General features: G+C 60.8%; 2 protein-coding genes. Both read right to left on the bottom strand.

The window, feature by feature from the left end; translation table 11 throughout:
- A partial coding sequence (locus tag QMM04_RS21905; RefSeq protein WP_282997027.1) for a protein phosphatase 2C domain-containing protein occupies positions 1 to 755 on the bottom strand: 755 nt, incomplete at its 3' end.
- A complete protein-coding gene (gene tagH, locus QMM04_RS21900; protein ID WP_282997026.1) occupies positions 752 to 2,572 on the bottom strand; it encodes a type VI secretion system-associated FHA domain protein TagH in 1,821 nt (606 codons plus the stop codon). The genes tagH and QMM04_RS21905, both read right to left, overlap by 4 nt.
- Between the last annotated feature and the right edge of the window lie 320 nt (positions 2,573 to 2,892).

Below are 2,892 nucleotides of genomic sequence, written 5' to 3'. Positions count from 1 at the left end.
AGCGAGTGCAGTAAGGTGGTGTCCTGCGGTGAGCCAATCCAGACGGCCAGCGCGCTGAAGTTATCCTGCTGACCGTTATCCGGCTGACCGTTGCGGATGATTTGCTGCATCAGCGTCAGCCACTCTTCCGGCGTATTGACCATGTGCAGCGACTGCTGCATCTGCTCCAGCGTCACGCCGTGCCAGAAGCCATCGGTGCACAGCAAAAAGGCGTCGCCGTCTTCTATTTCCACCACATCGCTGTAGCTGGCGTCGCGCTGCTCATCGCCCATGCCAAGGGCAAAATAGAGCAGGTTACTGTTGATACCTTCGGTCTGGTGGCCGGCATCTTTCATCTGCTGCACCAGGCTATGGTCGGTAGTCACGTGATAGAGGTAGCCGCGGCGAAACAGATACAGCCGGCTGTCGCCCGCATGCGCCCAGTAGGCCAGCTCGTAGTCGCGGTCGACAAACAGGCTGACCAGCGTAGTGCCCATGCGGCTGTGCTCGCTGCTGGCTTTCTGCTGCTGGCGAATCGCGTGATTCGCGTGGTTGACGTAGTTGCGAATCGACTGCGCATCCAGGTGCGCGTTACCGTCGAACGCCTCCATCAGGCTGCTGCGCGCGATGCGGGCGGCCACTTCGCCGCCGGGAAATCCTGCTACGCCGTCGCACACCACGAAGCAGGCTGAGCGTTCGCCGATTACCTCACCGGTTTGATCCTGATTGCTGGCGCGGTCGCCCTGATTCGACGTGGAAGCAATGGTGATATTCATGCGTCATCCGTGTGGGTTTGTGAATCTTTGTACTGATTAACTTCCAGGTCGTAGGCATGCAGGAAAGCTTCGCCGAACAGGGTATGGAAATCGTCCTCAATCTCGCCCGCCGTCTCGCCGTAGCGCTCAACAAAATGCTCCCACAGCGCGGCTTTGCGGCTGCCCGGCAGGCCGAGGCGCGACAGCGATCCCGCCTGGCGTGCTTCCTCTTCCAGCTGATCCGGATTAAAGGATTGCAGCATCGAAGCGATAATGGCGCGGATCCCGGCGATCATGCCGAGCTGATGCGCCTGCAGATCGATCAGCGCATCACGCACCGCCTGACGCGGCGGCATGAAGCCCGGCATGCGGCTGCCAAACATCTGCATCAGCACGGTTTTGCCGGACGGCAGCAGTTTGAACGGGTTGTTAGCGTCATCGAGGATCACCGTCATATCCGCTTTAACGCCACGCTTAAGAATCGAGCGTGACGACAGCAGCGCAACGGTGCCCTGCGAGAACATGCTTAGCATCTGGCCAAACTGCAGCATCTGCTCACGGTCGAACTGCGGCGTGGGCTGCAGATCGCGCAATCCCATGCCTTCCAGCAGTGCATCCAGCAGTTCGCCTTTCAGCGCGTCGCCGCTGTTGTGGCTTGCTGTCGCCTGGCTGGCGGGTGCTGCGTTCTGATGGCTGGAAGCCACCGGATCGATACGCAGCCGCCCTTTCGGCGTCGGCGACGGTACACGTTGCACCGCCTGCGGCGTGGGCAGCGTAATGCCGCCGTAATCCATCTGCGGCGCGACCGTCTCCGGCTGCTCCGCCTGCGGTTCGATCAGCGGCGACGTGGCCTGGGTTTCGGTGTCATCAAACAGTGGCGAACTGCTGAGATCCGCCAGCTCGACCGGTGCCGCCTCCGACGAGGGTTCAATGTGCGTTTCCGGCTGGGCGACGGGCTGCGGCTGTACCGTCTGTGCCGGCGCGATCTCCGGCTGCGCCAGCGGAACCGCATTGCCCATCATCAGGCCGAGTGGATCGTCGTGGTTGCGCACGTCGCTGCTGCTCTGGCTGCCAAACAGGCTGAGCGGATCGAGCTCGGTGGCACTTTCGACCTGCGGCTGCGCGGCGGCATTCTGCTGCGCCGACAGTGTGCTGGGGGTGCGATCGTCGAAGATACTTTCCTGCGCGAACAGCGCATCGCCTTCATCGAACAGGCTGGTGTTTTTCGGCTGCTGGCCAATATCCAGCGGCGCATCGTTCACCAGCTGAGCCAGCGGATCCTCCGGGTTGCGATCGAGGCTGGCCGGCGCGGTGAGCGGATTGGCCTCCGTCAGCACCTCGGCCGCTGCTTTGCGCTTCGACAGATCGTCGGAGATCGAGAACTCTTTGGCGAGGCTGTCCCAGATCTCGCTGGGGATCGCGGCGGTGCTGGCATCCTTTTCCGCCGGTGGCACATCAGCCATTACCGGAGCCTGCACCACCGGCTGCGGTGCCAGCGTGGCGGCCTGCGGCTGCTGCGCGCCGTTGAGATCGTTGACCAGCAGCTGGTAATCATCGATGCCCAGCACGTCGCCATCCTGTAATTCCACCTGACGCCCGCGCTCCAGCGGGATGTCATTGAGCAGCACGCGCGTCACGTTGCCCCGGTTGGTGAGGCGGCATTCGCCAGCGGCGGTGATGTGCACAATCGCCTGCAGGCGAGAAATGGTGCGATCGTCATCCGGCAGCACCAGATTGTTGTCCACCCCGCGGCCAATGGTGCCGCCGGGCGGCATAAAGTCACAGCGGGTTTGCGGCGGCTGGTGGCCGGGTTTAGTCGTTATTATCGTAAAGCGCATAACGGGTTCCTGCGGTTAGCGGTTCGGCATCTATATTGCGCGGCTCTCGGGGAAAGACGCGAAATATAGGAAGCGGGTGATACGATGCTGTGTGCGATATAAGGTGATTGAGGCAGTGCGTTAAAGCGCGATGCGTTGTGTCATATTTGTCATTTAGAAATTTCGTTGGCTTAGAAATGATTGCAATTTTGTAGCGGCACCATTTATTGCGCGATGAATCGCGCCGCTACAATATGTGCGCGGTGCAGTGTCAGTACACCGGATCAAGACGATTAGCCGGGATGTAGCGGATGCACTGATTTCTTCAGTATACTGAATGA

The organism is Pantoea sp. Pa-EAmG (assembly GCF_030024295.1).
GTDB classification, from domain to species: Bacteria; Pseudomonadota; Gammaproteobacteria; order Enterobacterales; family Enterobacteriaceae; genus Pantoea; species Pantoea dispersa.
Note: the sequence above shows the minus strand (reverse complement) of the source record. Positions and strands in the feature narration are given on the sequence as shown.